General features: G+C 65.0%; 20 protein-coding genes. 11 read left to right on the top strand and 9 right to left on the bottom strand.

The genetic code is table 11. The features are described from left to right. Positions 1 to 830 (bottom strand): metal-dependent hydrolase (locus tag C487_RS02755; RefSeq protein WP_006184150.1); only part of this gene is annotated, 830 nt, incomplete at its 3' end. A 197-nt stretch (positions 831 to 1,027) separates the two neighbouring features. Here C487_RS02755 and C487_RS02750 point away from each other — a divergent pair. Then, the gene (locus C487_RS02750; RefSeq protein ID WP_006184149.1) at positions 1,028 to 2,260 is read left to right on the top strand and encodes a pyridoxal-phosphate-dependent aminotransferase family protein; all 1,233 of its coding nucleotides are present in this window, start codon (positions 1,028 to 1,030) and stop codon (positions 2,258 to 2,260) included. Between the two features lie 16 nt (positions 2,261 to 2,276). On the opposite strand, the gene C487_RS02745 is transcribed toward C487_RS02750, so the two are convergent. Further along, entirely contained in the window at positions 2,277 to 2,585 is a 309-nt protein-coding gene (locus tag C487_RS02745) for a DUF7116 family protein (protein WP_006184148.1), read from the bottom strand. 230 nt (positions 2,586 to 2,815) lie between these two features. After that, positions 2,816 to 3,055, bottom strand: a complete 240-nt coding sequence (locus tag C487_RS02740; RefSeq protein WP_006184147.1) for a DUF5816 domain-containing protein — start codon at positions 3,053 to 3,055, stop codon at positions 2,816 to 2,818. 178 nt (positions 3,056 to 3,233) lie between these two features. Between C487_RS02740 and C487_RS02735 the strand changes: the two genes are divergently transcribed. Continuing rightward, positions 3,234 to 3,644, top strand: a complete 411-nt coding sequence (locus C487_RS02735) for a universal stress protein (RefSeq protein ID WP_006184146.1) — start codon at positions 3,234 to 3,236, stop codon at positions 3,642 to 3,644. 21 nt (positions 3,645 to 3,665) lie between these two features. Here the strand turns inward: C487_RS02735 and C487_RS02730 are convergent, their stop codons facing one another. Together C487_RS02730 and C487_RS02725 are read right to left on the bottom strand one after the other, a co-directional pair. Further along, on the bottom strand, positions 3,666 to 4,109 hold the full coding sequence (locus C487_RS02730) for a universal stress protein (protein WP_006184145.1): 444 nt from the start codon (positions 4,107 to 4,109) through the stop codon (positions 3,666 to 3,668). Positions 4,110 to 4,189: 80 nt separating this feature from the next. Continuing rightward, complete coding sequence (locus C487_RS02725) at positions 4,190 to 5,191, bottom strand: mechanosensitive ion channel family protein (protein ID WP_006184144.1); 1,002 nt, start codon at positions 5,189 to 5,191, stop codon at positions 4,190 to 4,192. A gap of 138 nt (positions 5,192 to 5,329) precedes the next feature. Here C487_RS02725 and trmB point away from each other — a divergent pair, with 138 nt between their 5' ends. From trmB to C487_RS02690, 7 genes are all read left to right on the top strand, one after another. Further along, positions 5,330 to 6,394, top strand: coding sequence for an HTH-type sugar sensing transcriptional regulator TrmB (gene trmB, locus C487_RS02720; protein ID WP_006184143.1), 1,065 nt, complete (start codon positions 5,330 to 5,332; stop codon positions 6,392 to 6,394). Positions 6,395 to 6,693: 299 nt separating this feature from the next. Beyond that, positions 6,694 to 8,160, top strand: a complete 1,467-nt coding sequence (locus C487_RS02715) for an extracellular solute-binding protein (RefSeq protein ID WP_049907834.1) — start codon at positions 6,694 to 6,696, stop codon at positions 8,158 to 8,160. Next, the gene (locus C487_RS02710) at positions 8,150 to 9,193 is read left to right on the top strand and encodes a carbohydrate ABC transporter permease (RefSeq protein WP_006184141.1); all 1,044 of its coding nucleotides are present in this window, start codon (positions 8,150 to 8,152) and stop codon (positions 9,191 to 9,193) included. Before C487_RS02715 ends, C487_RS02710 begins: the two co-directional genes overlap by 11 nt. Further along, complete coding sequence (locus tag C487_RS02705) at positions 9,193 to 10,236, top strand: carbohydrate ABC transporter permease (RefSeq protein ID WP_006184140.1); 1,044 nt, start codon at positions 9,193 to 9,195, stop codon at positions 10,234 to 10,236. The genes C487_RS02710 and C487_RS02705 overlap by 1 nt, the downstream gene beginning before the upstream one ends. Before the next feature lie 4 nt (positions 10,237 to 10,240). After that, the gene (locus C487_RS02700; RefSeq protein WP_006184139.1) at positions 10,241 to 11,428 is read left to right on the top strand and encodes an ABC transporter ATP-binding protein; all 1,188 of its coding nucleotides are present in this window, start codon (positions 10,241 to 10,243) and stop codon (positions 11,426 to 11,428) included. Between the two features lie 108 nt (positions 11,429 to 11,536). Next, complete coding sequence (locus C487_RS02695; RefSeq protein WP_275039926.1) at positions 11,537 to 12,652, top strand: Gfo/Idh/MocA family protein; 1,116 nt, start codon at positions 11,537 to 11,539, stop codon at positions 12,650 to 12,652. A gap of 76 nt (positions 12,653 to 12,728) precedes the next feature. Continuing rightward, positions 12,729 to 13,694, top strand: coding sequence for a sugar phosphate isomerase/epimerase family protein (locus C487_RS02690; RefSeq protein WP_006184137.1), 966 nt, complete (start codon positions 12,729 to 12,731; stop codon positions 13,692 to 13,694). Positions 13,695 to 13,875: 181 nt separating this feature from the next. Here the strand turns inward: C487_RS02690 and C487_RS02685 are convergent, their stop codons facing one another. Beyond that, on the bottom strand, positions 13,876 to 15,285 hold the full coding sequence (locus tag C487_RS02685) for a cryptochrome/photolyase family protein (RefSeq protein WP_006184136.1): 1,410 nt from the start codon (positions 15,283 to 15,285) through the stop codon (positions 13,876 to 13,878). Positions 15,286 to 15,599: 314 nt separating this feature from the next. Here C487_RS02685 and C487_RS02680 point away from each other — a divergent pair, with 314 nt between their 5' ends. After that, on the top strand, positions 15,600 to 16,760 hold the full coding sequence (locus C487_RS02680) for a tubulin/FtsZ family protein (RefSeq protein WP_006184135.1): 1,161 nt from the start codon (positions 15,600 to 15,602) through the stop codon (positions 16,758 to 16,760). Between the two features lie 165 nt (positions 16,761 to 16,925). Next, complete coding sequence (locus C487_RS02675) at positions 16,926 to 17,114, top strand: hypothetical protein (RefSeq protein WP_006184134.1); 189 nt, start codon at positions 16,926 to 16,928, stop codon at positions 17,112 to 17,114. Positions 17,115 to 17,209: 95 nt separating this feature from the next. Here C487_RS02675 and C487_RS02670 read toward each other — a convergent pair whose 3' ends face one another. The 3 genes from C487_RS02670 to C487_RS02660 all read right to left on the bottom strand — a co-directional run bounded on the left by C487_RS02670 (position 17,210) and on the right by C487_RS02660 (position 20,860). Continuing rightward, positions 17,210 to 17,911 carry a 6-hydroxymethylpterin diphosphokinase MptE-like protein gene (locus C487_RS02670; RefSeq protein ID WP_006184133.1) on the bottom strand — a complete coding sequence of 234 codons (702 nt, stop codon included), beginning with the start codon at positions 17,909 to 17,911 and terminating at the stop codon, positions 17,210 to 17,212. A 261-nt stretch (positions 17,912 to 18,172) separates the two neighbouring features. Beyond that, positions 18,173 to 19,366, bottom strand: coding sequence for a dihydropteroate synthase (folP, locus tag C487_RS02665; protein ID WP_006184132.1), 1,194 nt, complete (start codon positions 19,364 to 19,366; stop codon positions 18,173 to 18,175). 264 nt (positions 19,367 to 19,630) lie between these two features. Beyond that, complete coding sequence (locus C487_RS02660) at positions 19,631 to 20,860, bottom strand: Cdc6/Cdc18 family protein (RefSeq protein ID WP_006184131.1); 1,230 nt, start codon at positions 20,858 to 20,860, stop codon at positions 19,631 to 19,633. Positions 20,861 to 21,283 lie beyond the last annotated feature (423 nt).

Raw genomic sequence — 21,283 nt, 5'->3', positions numbered from 1 at the left:
CCACAGAGGAGGCCGACCCCGAGTATCGAGAAGACGAAGTGATAGGACACGTCGAGGGTCGGCGGCGTTACCGCGAGCGCGGCCACGCCGTAGGCGACGCCGACCCCCGCCCGCCGATCGACGGCCGCGAGAAGCGAGCGGTCGGTAAGTCGGCAGCCAACCGCGAGCGCGAGCCAGATCGTCGCGAGTTCGATCCCGAACGCGCCGAGCAGGTTGAGCGTCGGGTCCGAGTGGAGGACGAGACGCGACTCGAGAACGGGGGCTCCGAACGGGAACAGCCAGTCGGGCGGCGATCCGGTGAGGAGGTCACCCCACGGGTGCGACCAGAGTCCCCAGAGGGCGGCGAGGGCGACCGTCGCCGGCGAGAGCGTCGATGCTCGAGCGACGCCGCGGGCGACGAGGAGGCCACTCGCTGCGAAGAGGCACATGACGAGCGCCGCGATCGGCCCGTCCTGGAGGGCGGCGATGACGACGAGTCCCACGAGAACGGCGATCGCAGCGGCCCGGGCGATGCGAGCGCGAGCGGAACTGCTGCGGGCGGCGAACAGCCCGAACGCCGGTGCAGCGATCGCACCGACCACCAGCGAGTGGGTCACGGACCGGTGGACACCGCGGCTCGCGTCCCAGAAGGCCGTCGATGCCCCGAGGGCACCGTCGGACACCTGCCACTCGAGGAGGCCGACGAGCGCGTAGGCGACATCGATGTCCGGAATCGTCGCGAACGCGCCGGCGACGGCACCGAGGAAGAGGGCCCGCCGAGGCTCCCAACCCCGCCAGTCGGCGACGCACGCAGCGACGGCAAACGCGAGGAGTCCGTGACCGATAAACACGATAGTTCCGTTATGTGTCGCGAAGCCTTAAGCGGCTCGCAGCAACGATAACTGGTAGCAGGAGGCACGAAACGGCTCGTTGGGAAGCACTGTTACTGACGGGCGATACCGAGCGCATGGTGGTCCAGTCGGCCGGTCGCGGCTTGTAATTCGCCGGTGCCGGTAGGCCTTTGCGAGTGGCCGGCGAGCACACGCCCATGTCTCAGGACGCGGCGAACGAGGCGACTCGCGCGCCAGCCGTCGGCGAACTCACACCACCGGATCGGACCCTGATGGGGCCCGGCCCGAGCGACGTGCACCCGCGCGTCCTCCGGGCGATGAGCACGCCGCTGGTCGGCCACCTCGACCCCTCCTTCGTCGAGATCATGGACGAGGTCCAGGAACTGCTTCGGTACGCGTTCCGGACGGACAATCAGTGGACCATTCCGGTGTCGGGGACCGGGTCCGCGGCGATGGAGGCCGCGATCGGTAACGTCGTCGAGCCCGGGGACACGATGCTCGTCCCGATGAACGGCTACTTCGGCGGCCGAATGGCTTCGATGGCCCGGCGGGCGGGCGGCGAGGTCGTTGCGGTCGACGCGCCGTGGGGCGAACCGCTCGCCCCCGAGGACGTCGCGGACGCGCTGGCCGAACACGATCCCGATGTCTTCGGGTTCGTCCACGCCGAGACGAGTACGGGCGTCCTCCAGCCCGATGTCCCGAAGCTCACCGCTGCGGCCCACGACCACGACGCCCTGGTCGTCGCCGACACCGTCACCTCGTTGGGCGGGGTCGAGTTGCGAATCGACGAGTGGGACATCGACGTGGCGTACTCGGGTCCGCAGAAGTGTCTCTCCTGTCCGCCGGGCGCGAGCCCGCTAACCCTCTCGGATGAGGCCATGGAGAAAGTCCTCTCGCGCGACGAGGACCCTCGCTCGTGGTACCTCGACCTCTCGCTGCTCGAGGGTTACTGGGGCGAGGACCGCGCGTATCACCACACCGCACCGATCACGAACGTCTACGCGATCCGGGAGGCCCTGCGGCTCGTCGCCGAAGAGGGCATCGAAGGGCGCTGGGCACGCCACGAACGGCTGGCCGGCGCGCTGAAAGCCGGCGTCGAGGCGATGGGGCTCGAGATGAACGCCCCCGACGAGTACTGGCTGCCGAGTCTCAACGCCGTCCGCGTTCCCGACGGGATCGACGACGGCGCGGTCTGCGACGCCCTGCTCGAGCAGTACGACCTCGAGATCGCCGGCGGGCTGGGCGATCTCGCCGGGGAGATATTCCGGATCGGCTGTATGGGTCACTCCGCGCGCCCGGAGAACGTGATCTACGTCGTGACGGCACTGGGCGACGTTTTGGAGTCGATGGGTGCGGACGTCGATCCGGGTGCAGGTGTGACTGCGACGCGTCACGCGCTCGAAAAAGAAGGGACGTACCGCGACGACTGATTTCGAACCGTCGGTTTTACGCCGTTACTCGCGGTCCTGGTGGCGCTCGTTCGACCTGATAGTCGTCCCCGTCGACGACGATAATCGCCCACTCGTAATTCGGATTCGTCCGCTCGAGTCGCGCCTCGAGATCGTCGGCGTCCTCGGGTTCGGCGACGAAACAGTGAAACTGCCCCGACGCGGGCGACGGGAGCTGTCCCGTCTCGAGGACGGCGTTTACGTGAACCACTTTCCATGCTCGTTCGGCGCGGAACTCGGGACCGTTGCCTTCGACGGTGTAGCCCAGTTCAGCGAAGATCGACCTGGCCTGCTCGACGAGTCGCATGTTAACAGGACCCATTCACTACCGTCTATGTCGCCATCCACCATAAATGTTAGTACGTGACAAGACGGAGCGGGCGGGGCTGGTCGAATCGAGTCCCGCCTCGAAAGGAAGATTCGCCAGTGTTGGCGCGGAGCCGACGTGCGGTCAGTAATCAGTCTTTACCGGCTGTTCTCCGGATTTTCACGGCCGCAGAAGCGGTCTCACGTGGACTCGAGCGTGTGGCAAACCGATCACTCGTGGGCGGCGTCCCACTCGGTGGGTTTGCGGAAGTTCCCACACCGGTTGCACTTGATCCGGCCCATCGAATCCATCGCGTTGTCGAGGCTCTCGCAGTTCGTACAGAACCAGCCATACCGATGGGTCGTGTCTGGCGATTCGTAGGCGACGAGGAACGCCCCTTTCGATCCCCTATCGCCGTCCGTCTCCGAAACGTAGACGGTGTCGCCGTCGTCGGTCGACCTGCTTTGCATGCCCGCTCGTACGCTTGCACCCGGTAAATGGCTGTCTTTCCGGGTCGAATTCGCCGCCGAGAGCGGGTCACCGGATCCGGAGTGCAATTCATGACACAACCTGCCACATGGGACACATACTCATTCCTGATAGTCCGTACTGAAAGGTTTACCCGCTCGGAAGGCGTCCGGATGTCTAATGTCGCTGGTCGTGGTTCCCGTTCGGTATCCGTTGTCGAAACACTCGCGGCGAACGCTCGAGCAGGCGATCGAGATCGCTCGCGAGCGCGACGCAGCGCTGACGATACTCCACGTTGACCTGTACCAGAACGGGAAGAAAACAACGCGAATGGATCTGAAAAGTGCCGTCGAGCGGACCTTCGGACGGCTCGAGAACGCACGGTACGTCGTCCGAACCGGCTTCCTCGTCGAGGAGAGCATTCTCGACGAGGTCGGGGCGGAGGGTGCCGATGCCGTCGTCATCGGGACTAAACAGGCAAGTCGGCTGCGACGGCTCTTCCAACGCCTGACGGATAACCCGGATATCGACCGCTATCTCCGGGCCCACCTCGACTGCGAGGTCATCACGGTCGACAGCGCACACGCGTGACCGCGGTCGAAAGCTGGCCGCTCACTCGTCGCTGCCGGCGTTTCGCACGACGAACACCGGAATCGAGGCGTTGTCGACGACCCGCTCCGAGACGCTCCCCAACGACGCTACTTTTTCCCGTGGGCTCTTGCCGCGCGTCCCGATCACGATCAGGTCGATCCCTACCTCGTCGGCGTACTCGAGGATCGTCTTCGCGGGCGTCCCGTGGCGGACTTCGCTGACGGTCTCGAGGTCCGCCGCCGCTGCCCGTTCCTCGACGTCAGCGACCGCGTCCCGTCCCTCGTCCTCGAGCGAGCGCTCGAGGTCGGCACCGGTCTCGTCGTCGGCCGCGGCGGTGACGCGGCTATCGACGACGTACAGCGAGTGGACCGTCGCATCGTTGTCCGCGGCGAGTGGCAGTCCGTGGGCGAGCGTCTCGGGAACGGTATCGCTTCCGTCCGTCGGAATGAGAACATCGTCGTACATCTGTCGACTGACTGCGCATTGAACCGGAGACAGCATAAATCACCCCCACAATACCGAGCGAGCGGAAGCGCCGGCCGCCGTCACTGATCCGTCGGGTCCGCGGGACGCTCGCCCGCCGGCCCCGGCGATCGGGACGCGTTCGCGTGCGGTCGCTCGAAACCGGAGTCGTCGACGGACACGCGGGCGACGCCGCTGCTTCCGTCGAAGACGTGGTGACGACGCGGGTAGGCGAACTCCGCATCGATATCGGCGAAACGCTCGTTGATCGCGTCCTGAACCGCCGATCGGACGACGATCTGCTTGTAGGGGTGGTTCATCCAGAAGAACAGTTCGAGGGCGATCCCGTGATCCCCGTACTCGGCGATGTAACAGGAGGGGGCGGCGGCGTAGCGGGCGCTGCCGATCCGGATGTCGGGGCCGCCCGAGATAACCGCATCGACGCTCCTGGCTGCTCGTTCCGCGGCCTGCCGTGCCGCCTCGAGATCGCTGTCGTAGGTGATCTCGAGCCTGATGGAGATTCGTGTTCGTTCGTCTTCCGCGGAGAAGTTGACGACGTCGCGCGCGTGGATTTCGGAGTTGGGGATGACGATGAAGGTGTTCTGGAGCGTGAAGATCTTGGTGTAGCGGATCGTGATGTCCTCGACGAATCCGCGGTGGCCGGCGTCGGTGACCTCGATCATGTCGCCGATCTCGTAGGGACGATCCGCGAGGATGTAGAGGCCGTTGATCAGACTCCCGACCAGCGGCGCGAGCACGATCGCGATCACGGCCGAGATGACGGTCACCGAGAGGAGGATCTGCGTGTCGCCGACGCCGAGGATGCCGGCCGCGATGCCGATCGCCCAGAGCAACACGGCGAGTCTGACGCCCCGGAGCACGGTCCGTGTGACGCTCGGTCGTTCGATCCTGCGAGCGACCGTGCGACCGGCGACCCGAACGGCGAGTTTCGAGAGGTACCAGCCGACGACGAGGACGAGGAGGGCCAGCGCGATTTCGACCGCGAGTTCGGGCGTCCCGCTCGGCAGCACAGCCTGAGCCGCCTCGACTACCGAACTCGCATCTCTCCGGAGGACCTCGCGCATACCAAGACGCTCAGGCCCGTTGTGGTTAAGCGTTCTGACCGTCAGCTTTGGTGGACCGAAATCGACAACCCGATTTCGAAAACGCGTGCTACTCGAAGTATAATAAATCATTTAGCGGTCGGGGTCGTAGCGTCCGATATGGCACCAGACGAACTTCGCTCGACCGTCGAGCGCGTCGGGGACCGCTTTAACCTCGGCGAGTACGAGATCGACGCCTACCTCACCGTCCTCGAGCAGGGCCAACTCACGGCGAGCGAGATCGCGGACCGAACGGAGATTCCCCAGCCCCGCGTCTACGACACCGTCCGCAGCCTCAGCGACCGCGGGCTGGTCGAGCTGCGGGAGTCCCGTCCGATGAAGGTCGTCGCGATCGATCCCGGAGAGGCCTTCGACGATGTCCAGACGTCCTTCGAACAGATGATCTCGGAACTCGAGGCCCGCTACACCGCGCCGGCCCGCGATACGGAGGCCGTCTCCCTCGTGAAATCGCGATCGACGATCCTGCGCTATCTCGAGGAGGTCATCGACGCCGCGGAGTACGAACTCTCCCTGTCGCTGACGCCGGACCTGTTGACGCGGTTCGAGGCGGAGTTGCGGACGGCGATCGAGGCCGGCGTGAGCGTCGACCTGATCGTGACGCCCGCGAGCGAAGCGCCCGATCCCGCGGAGTTCGAATACGGCGCGGTCGCATCGACCGCCCGCGCTCGCCGGGGAATCACGACGCCGGTCGTCGCCGTCGCCGATGGCAACTACTCGGTCTATGCCACCCAGGACGCCCTGCGCGACGACCAGGATCGATACGGCGTCATCTTCAACCGCTCCGCGCTCGGCTTCCTCATCTCCGGGTTCTTCGGGACGGTCCTCTGGACGACCGCCGAGCGAGTGCTCGGCGAGGACGGAACCGACCGAACGTACCCCCGGAAGTACGCCTCGATCCGCCGGTGTGTAAAGGACCTTATCGAGGAGGGCGGGGAGTTCTACGCAACCGTCGAGGGACGGGACGTCGAGGTCGGCGGCCAGCGGATCGTCCGCGGTCGCGTCCGCGACATTTCCTTCGAGGTCAGCGAAGAGGTCGCCAGTCTCACGATCGAAACCGACGACGGCGACGTCTCCGTCGGTGGCCGCGTCGCCGCTCTCGAGGACGTCGAGGCCCACGAGATCCACATCGGTCGGGACGAACCGCCGACGCTCGATGACCGCTGATCCCGCCACTGGGACCGACCGCGCCGGGAGCCGACGTTCGCCGCGCCGAACCGGGCGATGAATTTGCCGCGTTCCGTACGGCGAACAGCCATGTAGGCCGTCGGCCGGCATCTGCCGACCGCTGTCGGCCAATCGGTGATTAGCGTTCTCGAGGTGGGTCCGGTCGGTAGCGGGCCGACGTCCGTGCCGCTGGCGCTCGACAGATCGAAACCGTAATCGAAACGAGATCCGAACACTCAGACCGTATTACAATATTTATAGCTAACAATTAAGGTGGAGAACGTAGTCCGTTGCCGCGCATGGGACGCGATACCACTGGACAGTATAACCGCGCCCGTCTGAGGCGGCGGTCGTTCCTGGCGGCTGCATCGGCATCGACGGCGGGAGCGGTCGCCGTCACCGGCTGTCTCGGCCGGGGTCGCAGCCCCAATACCGTGGTGATGACTGCCGACTCGGGTGTTGCGGGGATCATACACAGCGACGGCGACGAGCCCTCGGTTCAGCAGGCACTCTGGGACGCCGGTCTCGACGAAGACATCCGTGTCGAGATCCAGACCGTCGTCAGCGACTCCGCCTCGCGGATGCAGACGGCTCAGTCGGCGCTCGAGGCGGGTCGCGCTCCGCCCGATATCCACATGATGGACAGCGGCTGGACGGTTCCCTTCATCCTCCGGAACCAGACGGTCAACCTGACCGACGAGTTCCCGAACGACGTCCTCGAGCGAGTCAACAGTCAGTACCTCGATGCAATCCTCAGAACGGCGCGTGACCCGCTGGGTGGAGACCTTCACGCACTGCCGTTCTTTCCGGATCTCGGGTTCACGCTGTACCGCGAGGACCTGATCGAAGATGCCGGCTACGACACCAGTAACTGGCCGTCGGAGCCGCCCCACTGGGAGGAGTTCTCGGCAGCGGTCCGCGACGCGCGGGATCAGGCCGGCCTCAATTACGGGTTCACGACGCAGGCGGCCGCCTACGAGGGGCTGTCCTGCTGTACGTTCAACGAAGTCATGACGTCCTGGGGCGGGGCGTACTTCGGCGGGGTGAACAACCTCTTCACCGCGGGCGACCGGCCGATCACCGTCGACGAGGAACGGTGTATCGACGCGATCCGGATGATGCGCTCGTTCATCGAGGGCGAGACGGAAAACACCATGGACGGCTACGCCCAGATCTGTCCGTCGGCCATCGTTCAGTGGACCGAACAGCAGTCGCTCAACCCGTTCGCCAACGGCGAGGCCGTCTCGAACCGCAACTGGTCGTACGCGATCGCGGAGACGGGCGGGGAAGACGCCTTCGGCGAGAACCTCGGGGTCACGACGCGACCGTACGCGGTCTCTCGGCAGGAAGCCGAGTACGACGGCACCGGCGGGACCGTCGCCGCACTGGGTGGCTGGAACCTCGCCGTGAGCCCGTTTTCCGAGCGGCAGGGGCAAGCGCTGCAGGTCCTCGAAGCGTTCGCCACCGAGGAGGTCATGCTCACGGTCTTCGAACTCGGGGGCTACTTACCGCCGAACCTCGACCTGGTCGCGGAGGCGAGTCCGGACGAGGTCGGTCCCGTCGCTCGCTACGGCGACGTGGTCCAGCGGGCCAGCGAGAACGCGGTCCCGCGGCCAGCGACCGACCTCTGGCCGGAACAGTCCGCGCTGATCTATCAATCGATCAACGCGGCGTATCGTGGCGAACAATCCCCCGAGGTCGCGATGAGCGACCTCGCTGCCGAACTCGAGCAGAGCGAAGCCGAGGTGGAAACGAATGGCAACTGACACGGATACGGACGGGGTGATCGGCAGCGAGTCCGGACGGGAACGAGACCGTGAACGGACCGGTAACGCCGTCGTCAACTGGATGGAGGGGCTGAGCGAGGCGGCATACGCGTACCTGCTGTTGCTGCCTGCGTTCGCGTTACTGACGCTGATCGCGTTCTATCCGATGCTCCGAACGTTCGTCATGTCGCTTCGTGCCAACCAGACGCGGGGACTCGACCCCCTCAGCGGCTTCGTCGGCATCGAGAACTACGTCGACATCCTCACCGGGAACGCGCGACTGGCCCGGCAGTTCCTCGACGTCGGACTGACCTCGTCGTTTCCGTTTATCGAACTCGGCACCCCGTTCTTCCAGCAGGCGCTGTTCGTCACGCTCGCCTTCGCGGTCATCAGCGTCATCTTCGAGACGGTGATCGGGTTTGGTCAGGCTTACGTGCTCGACCAGGAGTTCACGGGGCGTCGCTGGGTCCGCGTGGCGATCATCCTCCCGTGGGCGGTGCCGATCGTCATTCAGGGAATGATTTTCTTCCTGCTGTTCCAGCCGACGGTCGGGTTCGGCTCCGATCTCATGCAGAGCATCGGCATCTTCAGCGGGACGCCACTGGCCAACAGCCGGGACGCGTTCATCATCATCCTCGTGGCGGACATCTGGAAGTCGTCGGCGTTCATGGCCCTGCTAATCCTCGCGGGACTCCAGAGCGTCGATCGGAGCCTCTACGACGTCGCCCGCGTGGCCGGGGCCTCGCCGTGGCAGCGATTCAAGCTGATCACGCTGCCGCTCGTGATGCCGGCACTGCTGGTCGCGATGCTGTTCCGAACCATGGACGCGATGCGCGTCTTCGGGCTGATCGAGTCGACTGCCGGCTGTACGACCGTGCCCTCGCTGAGTTGTCTCGTCGTCGAAGCGATGTTCGGCGGGACTCGCATCTACGCGACGGCCGCCGCCGTGGCCTTCGCCACGGCACTCGCGATTGGCCTGATCATCGGCGGCTACGTACTCCTCTTCCGTGACACCGACGGAGGGATGTACTGATGACCGATCCAACGGCACCCACCGATCCGAACGACACCGGAGGCATCGACGACGCCGGCGGCGGACCGCCGCGAGACCCGACTCTCCGCCGACCCGACGGCGGCACGACGGCTCTCGAGGACGACCGCGACGCCGAACTCGACCGCGGCCCGTTCCAGCGGTGGGTGGCGAACTCCATCTCCCACCCCGAGCGGGTGTACCGGGCGATGTTCTACGTCGCAGCGATCTTCTTCCTCGTGACGACGCTGTTCCCGTTCTACTGGCTGCTCATGGTGGCACTGACGCCGGAAGGACAACTTCAGGACATCGTCTTTACGCCCAACGGCTTCAATCCGAGCGCGTTCGTCGAGGTCTTCGAGGTCATCCCCTTCCACGTCTACATGTTCAACAGCTTCGTGATCGCGCTCGCCTCGACGGTCGTCGTCCTCGTCATCGCCAGCCTCGCCGGCTACGCCTTCGGCCGCCTCGAGTTCCCCGGCCGGACCCCGCTCATGCTGCTCGTGCTGGTTATTTCCTTCTTCCCGCCGGCCGCGTTCTTCATCCCGCTGAACGACCTCTTCAACACCTCGTTCGTGTTCCTCGAGCCGATCACCGGCGATGGGACGCTCTACAACACGCCGTTTGCCCTCGTAACCCCGCTGTCGGCGATCTTCATGCCGCTCGCGATCTTTATTCTCACGACGTTCTACGGACAGATCCCGGACGGCCTGGAGGACGCGGCTCGCGTCGAAGGGACGACTCGGCTCGGTGCATTGTTTCGGGTCATCATCCCGCTGTCGGCACCGGGCGTCGCGACGGCCGGCGTGTTGACCTTCATCGCCGTCTACAACGAGTTCTTCTTCTCGTTCCTGATGACGGACGGCCAGCCGGAAAACTGGGCACCCATTCTCGACGGAATTCTCGCGTATCAGGGGCAGTACGAAGTTCTGTACAATCTCATGGCGGCCGCGAGCATCCTCGGGGTCATCCCCGTCGCGATTCTCGTGGTGATCGCACAGGAAAAAATCGTTAGCGGGCTGACTGCGGGCGCACTCAAAGAGTAAGACAATGTCACGAGTCCGACTCGAGAACATCATGAAACGGTACGGAGACGAAACGGCAGTCGACGACATCAGCCTCGAAGTCCAGGACGGCGAGTTCGTTACCTTCGTTGGCCCCTCGGGCTGTGGGAAGTCGACGACGATGGAGACGGTCGCGGGGTTGACCCAGCCGACCGCTGGGCGAGTCTACATCGGCGACGACGACGTTACCGATCTCGCCCCGAAGGATCGGGGCGTCGCGATGGTCTTCCAAAACATCGCGCTGTTCCCGCACATGGATGTCTACGAGAACATCTCGTTCGGGCTGCGGCTCCGAAAGTACGACGACGAGGAGGTCCGGCAGCGCGTCGAAGAGGCCGCCGACATCGTCCAACTCGAGGGTATGCTCGATCGGATGCCAAAGGAGATGTCCGGCGGCCAGCAACAGCGGGTCGGGATCGCTCGCGCGATCGTTCGCAATCCCGACGTGTTCCTGATGGACGAGCCGCTGGCCAACCTCGACGCGAAGTTGCGGGTCCACATGCGGACCGAACTCCAGCGGCTCCAGCGGGAGCTGGATGCGACGGTGATCTACGTCACCCACGACCAGGCCGAGGCGATGACGATGTCAAACCGGATCGCCGTGCTGAACGACGGCCGGCTCCAGCAGATCGCCCCGCCGCTGGTCTGTTACAACGAACCAACGAACCTGTTCGTCGCCGGCTTCATCGGTTCGCCGTCGATGAACTTCGTCGAGGGGACGCTCGTCGAGGGCGGCCTCGAGATGACCAACTTCACCGTCGCCCTCGATCCGTCGCGGCTGCCGGACGCGGCGGTCGGCGACGCCGTCACGCTCGGGATCAGACCCGAGGACGTCCATCTGTCGTCGTACGCGGAGTCGCTCGCATCGTCGACGGACCGGATCGACGCCCGAACCGACGTCTTGGAACCGATGGGCGACGAGGTCTTCGTCTACCTGCTTCTCTCCGAGGCCGCCACGGGCTCGATGGAGCAAGACCCCGCGGCGTCACCGAACCAGTTGCTGATGAGCGTCACGCCCGACACGGAGATCGAGGCGGGCCAGGACGTCGATGTCGTCCTGGATCGGTCGAAGATCCATCTCTTCGATACCGCGACCGGTGACGCGCTGGTTCACGGCATCACCGACCTCCCCGACCGAGAGCCCGGGACGACGCCGACCGAAGCCGACAGCTGACCCCCGTCGGTACGCTCGAGCGGGCGGTCCCTGTCGCCGATCGCTCGGCGTTTGGCGACGGACGGAAGTTCCTCGAGCCGAAGGATTCTATATAGCGGATATAGGTGTATCGGTCCGAACGGAGACGAACGCTGGCAGTGCCAGAACATCAGGGATATGATAGAAGATCGATCGGAAATCGAAACCGGGATCGTCGGCCTCGGCAACATCGGCCAGTATCACGCCGAACGACTCGTCGACCTCGGCGTAACGCTCGCTGGGGGCATGGATGTCGCCGCCGAGGCGCGAACGCGCTTTGCACGGCGGTACAACGTGGACGTCTACGACAACCACCACGAACTGTACGATACCGTCGACGCGGTCATCATCACGACGCCGAACAAGTACCACGAGGAGTACGCCATCGACGCCTTCGAGCGGGACCTCCACGTCCTGTTGGAAAAGCCCCTCGGCCACTCGACGGAAAGCGCCGAGCGAATCGCCACTGCGGCAGCAGCGTCGGACGGCTACGCGATGGTGGGGTTCAATAACCGCTTTGCCAACACGGTCCGAATCGTGAAAAACCGGATCGATCGGGGCGAACTCGGCGACGTGTCCCACGTCGAAGCGAACTACGTCCGGCGGCGCGGCATCCCGGGCCGGGGCTCGTGGTTCACCCGGCGACAGATCGCCGGTGGCGGCGCGCTGATCGATCTCGGCGTCCACGCCGTCGACCTCGCCCTCTTCCTGCTCGGCTATCCCGAAGTCGAGGAAGTAAGCGGCATCGCCCGCAGCGAGTTCGGCTCCCGCGAGGAGTACGCCTACCTCGACATGTGGGCCGACGACGCGGGTCCCGAAGGGTTCGATGTCGACGACTCCGCCAGCGCCTTCATCCGCTGTGCGGGGAATCGAACGATCTCGCTCGAGGTCGCGTGGGCAACCAACCGGCCGGCGACCCACGAATTCGTCGCCCGCGGGACCGAATCCGCGGCCCGCTTCGATCTCCTCGACGGCGATCTCACGTTCCATTCGGCGAGTAAGGTCGGACCGGACCATCTCGAGGACACGACCATCGAGACGCGCCAGAACGATACCCACTCCGACGAACAACGGGAGTTCTTCGATCGGATCGTCGGCGGGGACATGCGCGGGAACAGTATCGAAGAGGCCCTCACGGTCCAGCGGGTCATCAACGGCATCTACCGCTCGAGCGACGCCGGCCACACGGTGCCCATCGAGGAGTGAAACGCGGGCGACCGGTCGACACCACCGAGTGACTGCCAGCCCTCGTTTTATCTGTCCAGTCGTGCTGGCACGTCTCATGGAGATCGGCGTGCATACCCCACCGCTGGCGGACGAACCGCTCGAGAGCGCGCTGTCCTATCTCGACGGACTCGGCGTCGGGGCGATCGAACCGGGTGTTGGCGGGCATCCGGGACAGGACCACCTCGAGCGGGCCGCATACCTCGACGACGAGAACGAACAGGCGGAACTCCACGATCTCCTCGAAGAGTACGACATGCGGATCAGCGCGCTCGCGACCCACAACAACCCGCTCCATCCCGACGACCAGCGGGCCGAGGAGGCTGACACCGAACTCCGCGAGGCGATCCGACTGGCGGCCCAACTCGAGGTCGGGACCGTCACCTGCTTCTCGGGACTCCCGGCCGGCGGGCCGAGCGACGAGGTGCCAAACTGGATCACAGCCCCGTGGCCGCCCGAACACGCTGACGCGCTCGAGTACCAGTGGGAGCGGGCCGTCGATTACTGGGGAGAGCTCGCGGCTCTAGCCGCCGATCACGAGGTCGATATCGCGATCGAGATGCATCCGAACATGCTGGTCTACGAGCCACACGGGCTGGCGCGACTGCGCGATGAGACCGGCGAGCGAATCGGCGCGAACGTCGACCCCTCGCATCTCTACTGGCAGGGAATCACGATCACCGATGCGATCCGCTATCTGGGTGCGCGCGACGCGATCCATCACGTCCACGCCAAGGATACCAAAATCTACGACGCACAGGCCCGCGAAAAGGGAGTTTTGGACACGACCGCCTACGACGACGAACCCAACCGCTCGTGGCTCTTCCGGTCCGTCGGCTACGGCCACGGCGAGGCCCACTGGAAGGACATCGTCTCGACGCTCCGACTGGTCGACTACGACGGCACCCTGAGCATCGAACACGAGGATTCCCTGACCAGTTCGCGGGAAGGCCTCGAAAAGGCGATCGACCTCCTCGAGCGGGCGATCTTCGAGACCCAGCCCGAAGACGCCTACTGGGCGTAGGTCGACCTCGGCGGCTATTCGCCGACCGACTCCGTCGACGGTTCGTCCCGGGAGGACAGACTAGCGCATAGCATAGTCCGGCGGATAAGGATGATGGCGGATCTAATCGACCGACAGCCCCGGAGTAGCCGATCCGCCGATGGCGTTCCGACCCATCCCCGAACGACGAGGCGGCGCGGTCCTACTCCGACGCCTCGCCGCGCGCCCGTTCGAAGAGTTCGATGGCTCGGTCCCGCCGGTCGGCGTGGTCGACGATCGGTCCCGGATAGTCGGGAGCGATCCGCTCGCGCTCGGCCGGCTCGAGGTCGTGCCAGCCGTGGATTTCCGCGGCGGTCGCGGCCGCGAGTTCGGGGACGTACTCGCGGATGTACTCGGCGTCGGGATCGTACTCGCGGCCCTGTTTCATCGGGTTGAACACCCGGAAGTACGGCTGCGCGTCGGTCCCGGTCGATCCCGCCCACTGCCACCCGCCGACATCGTTTGCGGTGTCGTGGTCCGCCAGTTTCTCCCGGAACCAGGCGTAGCCCGCGCGCCAGTCGGTCAGGAGATCCTTCGTCAGGAAGGAGGCGACGAGCATCCGCACGCGGTTGTGCATCCACCCGTCCGCACGGAGTTGGCGCATCCCCGCGTCGACGATCGGATACCCCGTCGTGCCGGCTTTCCAGGCCTCGAGTGCGTCGGGATCGTCGCGCCAGTCGATCTCGTTCTCGTAGCCGCTGAAGTTCTCGGTGACCGTGTTCGGGTTGAAGGCGAGGACGTGGGCGTAGAACTCCCGCCAGGCGAGTTGGCGCTGGAACTCGCGGACGCTCTCGCGATCGGCGTCGCGCTCGGCTCGGTCGGCGGCGCGCTCGGTGGCGGCGTACAGCTCCCGCGGCCCGATCGTTCCCCACTTGAGGTGTGGCGAGAGTCGAGAAGTCCCGCTTTCGGCGGGATAGTCGCGCATCGCGGCGTACTCGTAGATCGGCCCCGAACAGAAGTCGGCCACTCGCTCCCGGGCCGCCGCCGTCGTCACCGTCGGGGGCGTCGCCTCGGGTTCGTCGACGCCGAGATCCGCGAGCGTCGGAATCGAATCGCCCGAGACGGCCGCGAGATCGCCCGCCTCGGGTTCGTCGGCCGGCGCTCGCTTGTCGCGGTCGCGCCACTTCTTCCAGAAGTACGAAAAGACCGAGTAGTGTTCGCCCTGATTCGGCGTAATCGATCCCGGTTCGTGGTGGATCGCATCGTGGACCGACTCGGCCGTGATCCCCTCGTCCGCGAGTGCCGTCCGGACGGCCTGGTCGCGTTCCCGGGCGAGCCCGCTATAGTCCTCGTTCCAGACGACCGTCGCGGCGTCGTGTGTCGTCGCGACCCGGGGCACGACCGTGCTCGCCTCGCCCCGCACCACGAGCAGGTCACTCCCGTGTGCCCTGTACCACGAGCGAAGGCTCTCGAGGGCCTCGAGCAGACATGCGACCCGGACCGGCGAGGCGTGTTCGAGGACGGACGGATCGAGCACGAACAGCGGGACGACCGGCTCGTCGGCCGAGGCAGCGCGTGCGAGCCCGCGATTATCACCCGGACGGAGGTCCCGACGGTGCCAGTGAACGATCATACCCGAACCTGACGGGCGGAGAACGGAAAATGTGGGGGTATCGGCGCACCACGAGCGACGGCCCGCTCGGGGTGTGACCGCACCGCCACGTCGTCGATGACTCGGCCCATGCGGAAGGTGCTAGCGCTCGATGAGAGTCAGGATTGACAGAGAGTAATGAGTTCGTGAGAGTATTTTCTTCGATTATACGCGGTTCATAACAATGCCTTCGTCCGCGGAGACACAGGACGTGGAACCCGTTCCGGTCCCGGTCGATCCGTCCGGCGACGCTGTCCGGTCGCGGTCGCGCCGGGGAACGGCCACGTCAGACAGCTATGAAACTCGCACTCATCGGCTTCGGCCAGGCAGGCGGGAAGGTCGTCGACGAGTTCCTCGCGTTCGACGACGCGATCGACGGCGGCTTCGTCGAATCGGCGATCGCGATCAACTCGGCGACGACGGACCTCAAAGGCCTCGACCGCGTCTCCGTGGAGAACCGAGTCCTCATCGGACAGGCACGCGTGAAAGGCCACGGCGTCGGCGCTGACAACGAACTCGGCGCGGAAATCGCCGAGGCGAACATCGACGAACTACAGGGCGCGATCGATCGGATTCCGGTCCACGAGATCGACGCGTTCCTCGTCGTTGCAGGCATGGGCGGCGGGACCGGGAGCGGCGGCGCGCCGGTCCTCGCGAAGCATCTCCAGCGGGTCTACACACAACCCGTCTACGGGCTGGGTATCCTCCCCGGCACGGACGAGGGTGGTATCTACACGCTCAACGCGGCCCGCTCGTTCCGGACGTTCGTCGACCAGGTCGACAACCTGCTGGTCTTCGACAACGACGCCTGGCGCAGCGCCGGCGAGTCCGTCGAAGGCGGCTACGACCGCATCAACCGCGAAATCGTCGAGCGGTTCGGCCTCCTCTTCGCCGCCGGCGAGGTCCGAGAGGGCGATCACGTCGCCGAGAGCGTCGTCGACTCGAGCGAGATCATCAACACGCTCTCGAACAGCGGCGTCTCCACGGTCGGCTACGCCAGCGAGACGGTCGAGATCGACGACGGCCTCCTGTCCTCGCTGACCGCCGACGACGAGTTCGACGAAGGATCGGCGACGAACCGACTGACCAGTCTCGTCCGCAAGGCAACTCTCGGCCGCCTCACGCTCCCCTGTGACGTCGCCAGCGCCGACCGTGGCCTGGTCGTCGCGAGCGGCCCGCCGAGCTACCTCAATCGCAAGGGCGTCGAACGCGGCCGCCAGTGGCTCGAGGACGAGACCGGCAGCATGGAGATCCGCGGCGCGGATTACCCGATCACGGTTCGGGACGAGGTCGGGACGATCGTCCTGCTGTCGGGTGTGACCGACGTGCCGCGGATCGATCAACTACAGGAGGTCGCGATCGAGGCACAGGAGACGACCGCGGACGTACGGGCGACCGCCGACGAGGACTTCGCGTCGCTGATGGACACCGGCGACGAACTCGACGCGCTGTTTTAACACCCACGGGTCCGATCATATCGTTCCCGTTCGGGACAACCACGTCGGTCGAACCACGGGAGCAGTCGTGCAGACGGTGTTAGGAGCAGGTTACCACGCGACGGAGTGAACGGCGTTCAGTATATCGATACAATAACGAACGGTGATATTCCCGACGGACCATTCATGAGGGGACAGGAGAACGAGCCCGCGATGCGATCGATGCTGCGAAGCGCACTCGAGGCGGCGTTGCTCCCGGGAGACGACGGAACTGTCATCGAGGAGTGTCGTCGGTGTGGGACGACGCTCGAGTCGACGCTTACGAACTGTCCGTCCTGTGGGTGTCGCGATATCGCCGAGTATCGGATTCAGTGAGCGGCGGCCAGTGACGGAAGTCGAGACCGGCGTCGGCGGCGTCGGTCACGGCGGGAGTCGGTAGCTGGAATCGAATCGAGGGTCGACGAGCCTCGTTATGGGATCGGAAGCGCGGTCGTTTCGATGGCGTCCCGTCGGCCGTCGAGTACCGCGAACTGCTCGTCGCGGCGCGCCTCGAGCCAGAAGAGGAGGCGCTCGGCCCACTCGAGTTTGCGTGCTTTCGGCGGGTCGACCGTGGGATCGTCGAAGTCCCAGCCGACGAAGACGAGGCGAGCGGCACCGATGTGATCGGCGAGAAAGGCGGCCCGGTCGCCGTCGGTAAAGCCGCCGAAGTTCCGGACCGAGCCGCGCGGTGCGGCCTGTGTGGTCGGCAGGACGTAGTCGTGGTTGCAGTCCGGAACGACCGTCCGGATCGCGTCGAGATTATCGCCGTGACCGTGAACCGCGACCGGGACGCCCCGCGCGGTGAGTCGCTTGACTGTCGCCGGGTTCTTGTCGAGATCCGTCACCATGCAGTCGGTGGCAATATCGTGGCTCGCGAGCGTCTCGACGGCCGTCGACGCGGCGACGATGACATCGGCCTCGCGCGCCCGCTCGAGGGCTCGGTCGGTCTCGAGGGACGGCCCTGCCCCCGCCACGGCGACGGTCGTTTCGGGGCCGATCGGTAGTTCGGCAGGGTCGAACGACGTCTCGAGAAGGGACGCGAGGCGATCGCGCCCTCGCTCGTCGCCGGCGCGATCGTAGCCGAAATCGCGGCGGATCGCCTCGTAGACCGGTTCCCAATCGTCGAACTCCATGTGCCCGTCTTCGACGCCCTACCCGTTTGTGTGTTCGGTCTCGGGAGACGGATCGCGGGGGAGGATAGCAGCAGGAATCGCCGCACTCAGAAGTGACGGAGAGACTCGATGATGCTGTGTCTGGCCCCAGTTCGCACTGGGCAACGTAGTAGCGCAATAATTCCGTGTTATGGGCCGGGGGTCGCCTCCAAAGTACCCCTACCCGGGAGGCTACCTCGGCGTCCACTCTCTCCTTTTGAAGCATACGGCATAAGCTTTCTCTTAACGCAGCAGCCTTGACAGCTTCTCTCCGAGGGCCGCGATGTCGTCGCTTTTTCCGGCGAGACGACCTGAAACATCGGAAACTGCCGTCGCCGATCCCATGAGAAGGAGGTCGCCGTCGGACGACGGCTGGACGACCGCACCGTGTTCCGCTGCGATCGACATCAGCCGCTCGCTCGCGTCGTCGTCGAGACCCTCGATCTCGAGCAGTTGGGTCCCCCAGTCGTCCGCGAACGCGGGATCGATCCCGCGCTCTCTGAGATGGGTCCGAACCGTGCGGGTCGAGTCCACGTCCAGTTGCGAGATGGAGACCCCGTCGATACTGGCACTTGTACGCTCGGTAAAGGCCTTCCCGATCAGCGCCGCGTCCCGCGTTTCGGCCACGTCGTGGGTCCGGATCACGTGTGCCCCACGTTCGACGGCCATCGAAGTCGCCGCCAGGCTCACCGGTAATCGCTCGTCGGTCTCGCGGTCCGCGAGCTCGCCGAGGAAGTTCTTCCGATTGATCGAGACCAGCATCGGCCGGTCGAGCGCACGGAACTCGCGGAGTCGGCGGAAGGCATCGCGGTCGTCGGCGAGCGTCTGGGCCTCGCTCCACCCGCCGAACGCGGGGTCGACGATCGTCTTGTCGGTCAGTCCGTTCTGTTTCAGCGCCTCGTATATCTGCTCGACGTAGTCGGCGTTCGCCGCCCAGTCCGGGGACTTCCGTGCCGCCCAGTCGGTCTCCTCGACAGCACCCGGCCGCTCGAGGTCGGGCGGACTCGCCATCTTGGCGACGGCGACGTCGTACTCCTCACAGACGGTCGGCATCTCGGGGTCGGCGAAGCCGCAGATGTCGTTGACCATGTCGAACCCCTTCGAGAGAGCCTCGTCGGCCACCTCGGCGTACCGCGTCTCGATCGAGAAGATCGCGTCCCCGGAAACGCTCTCGATCGTCTCGAGCGCGACGTACAGCCGCTCGAGTTCCTCCTCGGCCGAGAGCACGTCGAAGCGTTTGTTCGCCGACTCGAGGCCGATGTCGACGATGTCGGCCCCCTCGTCGATCAGTTCCTCGTCGACGTAACGGGCCGCCTCGCCGGAATCATCGAAGACGCTCGGATCGTACGGCGATTCCTCGCTGACGTTCAACACGCCCATGATTCGAGGCGGATACTCGTCACCGATCCCGAGGCCGGCGGCGTCGACGCTGTCCATACTCGGTCTGTGGAAGCGAGGCAAAAAGGCATCGTGGTTCCGGCGAACCGTATCGCCTCCCCGCATGGCTTCCTCTGACGGGGGAGGGGTGCCGAATCGGTCCCGAGGACGACCGCGTCGGGCAGTGGGCTGCCGGAACGCCGGACCTGATCCAGCGGACCCCATCGATCGCCACAGTCCAATACCGTCGCCTCCGGAGACGACATCGCTGTCGATATAGAACCCCCGTGGAACGGTGTCTCAGTCGGACGCTCGGCCGAGTCGTCACTCGCCGTCCTCGAGGACGGCGAGTCGCGAATCCCGCAGGAGGACCTTCTTGACGATCGAGGGGTTCTCGAGCAGGCGGTGTTTCGCGTGTGCGCCGCGGCCGCGACCCCGGCCCTCGCGTTCGGACTGGATCACGTTAAGGAAGTTCTGTTCCTGGAGGATTTCCTGGACGCGGCGTTCCGAGAGCACGTCGAAGTCGAGTCGACGTGCGACCTCCTTGTACTGGTTGTAGATGATCTTCGTCGGGAACTCCTTCTCCGAACTGTTCTCGGTCAGCAACGTCAACGAGTAGAGGATCGCCTTCGCCTGCTGGGGCGAGCCCTCGATCAGTTCGTTGAACCGGTCGGCCTCGGTCTTCTCCTTGGCGTCGCGGACGTGATCGGCGGTGACCCGCGTGTCGTTTTGCTTCTTCGCGATCCGACCCGCGTTCCGGAGGATGTCGATCGCCTTTCGCGCGTCGCCGTGTTCCTGGGCGGCCAGCGCGGCGGTCAACGGAATCACGTCGTCGGAGAGCACCCCGTCGTGGAAGGCGTCGCGCCGTTTCTCGAGGATCTCGACGAGTTGGTTGGCATCGTACGGCGAGAAAACGAGTTCGTCCCGCGAGAGGCTCGATTTGACGCGTTCGGAGAGGTGATCGGGGAAGTCGATCTTGTTCGAGATGCCGATGATCCCGATACTCGAGTCCGAAATGCGGCGGTTTTCGCCGGCCCGGGAGAGTTTGCGCAGTACTTCGTCGTCCTCGAGCATGTCGATCTCGTCCAGGATGACGATGGTCACGTCGGTACAATGATCGATGGCCTGCCAGAGGCGCTTGTAGTAGTCGCCGGTACCAAGCCCGCGGTCGGGGATGGTGACCCCGCTCGCGTCGGGTTCGTTGACGATCTGGGCGATCGTTTTGACGATGGAAGCTTCCGTGTTCTGTTCGCCACAGTCGATGAATGCGTACTTGACCGTGATATCGTCGTGCTCGGCCTCGGTGATCACGCGCTGGGTGACCGACCGCGAGATGAGCGATTTACCGGTTCCGGTCTTGCCGAAGATAAACAGGTGGTTGGGTTCGCTCCCGAAGATAGCCGGGTTCAGGGCGTCCGCAACCCGTTGCATCTGCTCGTCACGACCGACGATCCGATCCGGACCGGGCAGGTGCGTGATCTCGAGCAGGCGCTCGTCGGCGAAGACCGGATCGTCGTACCGAAAGAGCGGGTCTCGATCGTCGTTGGCGGACATTGCGATATCCAGCCCCTTCCAACTGGATTGAAATAAAGGTATGGAGATCGATCGCGGATGTAAATAACCTGCGTGAGTGGTACGAATCGGGAGATAACAGCGGTATATCGGAACTGCTGTCCCAGGGCCACCCTCGCGCTTCTAACGAAGCGCGACGGGACCGTAGGCGGACACCCCCATCGCGGATGTAAGGCTCGCACGAACGAGTCGGTGTGAGCGTCAGTCGATCCGATTCGGGGAATCCGATCGGGTTCTTTTCACGAGGACAGAAAGACAGTAAACCCACCGGAAACGGCCCGGAAAGACCGTAAACGAACAGTTAGCTAGTTCCAGTCGGGGGACACACCCCCCTCGCGTTTGTAACGGCAACAGCGGAGGGGTGAAACAACTGATCCCGAAATATCCGGGTTTTGACCCCGAATT

This window comes from Natrinema pallidum DSM 3751 (genome assembly GCF_000337615.1).
In the GTDB taxonomy this organism is placed as follows: domain Archaea; phylum Halobacteriota; class Halobacteria; order Halobacteriales; family Natrialbaceae; genus Natrinema; species Natrinema pallidum.
The sequence above is the reverse complement of the archived record's forward strand: the minus strand, read 5'-3'. Positions and strand labels throughout refer to the sequence as shown.

Coding starts and splice junctions, on each gene's coding strand:
- C487_RS02740 (WP_006184147.1), bottom strand. CDS start 3,055: ATGCAAAGCAGGTCGACCGACGACGGCGACACCGTCTACGTTTCGGAG.
- C487_RS02715 (WP_049907834.1), top strand. CDS start 6,694: ATGGGACGCGATACCACTGGACAGTATAACCGCGCCCGTCTGAGGCGG.
- C487_RS02745 (WP_006184148.1), bottom strand. CDS start 2,585: ATGCGACTCGTCGAGCAGGCCAGGTCGATCTTCGCTGAACTGGGCTAC.
- folP (WP_006184132.1), bottom strand. CDS start 19,366: ATGGACAGCGTCGACGCCGCCGGCCTCGGGATCGGTGACGAGTATCCG.
- trmB (WP_006184143.1), top strand. CDS start 5,330: ATGGCACCAGACGAACTTCGCTCGACCGTCGAGCGCGTCGGGGACCGC.
- C487_RS02705 (WP_006184140.1), top strand. CDS start 9,193: ATGACCGATCCAACGGCACCCACCGATCCGAACGACACCGGAGGCATC.
- C487_RS02685 (WP_006184136.1), bottom strand. CDS start 15,285: ATGATCGTTCACTGGCACCGTCGGGACCTCCGTCCGGGTGATAATCGC.
- C487_RS02750 (WP_006184149.1), top strand. CDS start 1,028: ATGTCTCAGGACGCGGCGAACGAGGCGACTCGCGCGCCAGCCGTCGGC.
- C487_RS02675 (WP_006184134.1), top strand. CDS start 16,926: ATGAGGGGACAGGAGAACGAGCCCGCGATGCGATCGATGCTGCGAAGC.
- C487_RS02660 (WP_006184131.1), bottom strand. CDS start 20,860: ATGTCCGCCAACGACGATCGAGACCCGCTCTTTCGGTACGACGATCCG.
- C487_RS02730 (WP_006184145.1), bottom strand. CDS start 4,109: ATGTACGACGATGTTCTCATTCCGACGGACGGAAGCGATACCGTTCCC.
- C487_RS02690 (WP_006184137.1), top strand. CDS start 12,729: ATGGAGATCGGCGTGCATACCCCACCGCTGGCGGACGAACCGCTCGAG.
- C487_RS02725 (WP_006184144.1), bottom strand. CDS start 5,191: ATGCGCGAGGTCCTCCGGAGAGATGCGAGTTCGGTAGTCGAGGCGGCT.
- C487_RS02670 (WP_006184133.1), bottom strand. CDS start 17,911: ATGGAGTTCGACGATTGGGAACCGGTCTACGAGGCGATCCGCCGCGAT.
- C487_RS02680 (WP_006184135.1), top strand. CDS start 15,600: ATGAAACTCGCACTCATCGGCTTCGGCCAGGCAGGCGGGAAGGTCGTC.
- C487_RS02735 (WP_006184146.1), top strand. CDS start 3,234: ATGTCGCTGGTCGTGGTTCCCGTTCGGTATCCGTTGTCGAAACACTCG.
- C487_RS02700 (WP_006184139.1), top strand. CDS start 10,241: ATGTCACGAGTCCGACTCGAGAACATCATGAAACGGTACGGAGACGAA.
- C487_RS02710 (WP_006184141.1), top strand. CDS start 8,150: ATGGCAACTGACACGGATACGGACGGGGTGATCGGCAGCGAGTCCGGA.